The organism is Streptomyces sp. NPDC044063 (assembly GCF_056434285.1).
In genome coordinates this window covers 43,816-44,139 of the sequence record NZ_JBWKFM010000033.1, presented here as the reverse complement: position 1 = coordinate 44,139, position 324 = coordinate 43,816, and the positions used below count along the sequence as shown (strand labels likewise).

The 324-nt window shown below is 74.7% G+C and carries 1 protein-coding gene; it reads right to left on the bottom strand.

Annotated features, from left to right (window positions below; all coding sequences use genetic code 11):
- Positions 1 to 81: 81 nt before the first annotated feature.
- Positions 82 to 324: hypothetical protein (locus tag AC07BS_RS29860; RefSeq protein ID WP_478642803.1), on the bottom strand; the 243-nt coding region annotated here is incomplete at its 5' end.

Genomic DNA, 324 nt, shown 5'->3' with positions numbered 1-324 from the left:
GACCCGAAGAAAAACCGCGTCGCTCTGTGTCCTCCCCCCCCCCCCCCCCCCCCGCCCCGGTGGTGACGAGCGTCAGACCTCTCAGGCCTGGGCGGCCTCGGTCTTCTTGACCGCGCGGGTGCGCTTCGGCTTCTCCGCGGCGGCCTCGGTCGCCTCGGGGGCGGCCGCGGCCTTCTTCGCCGTACGGGTCCGCTTCGGCTTCTCCTCCGCGGTCTCGGCGGCGACGGCCTTCTTCGCGGTCGTCCGGGTCCGCTTCGGCTTCTCGGCGACGACCTCGGTGGCGTCGGCGGCCGGGGCGGCCTCGGCCTTCTTCACCGTGCGGGT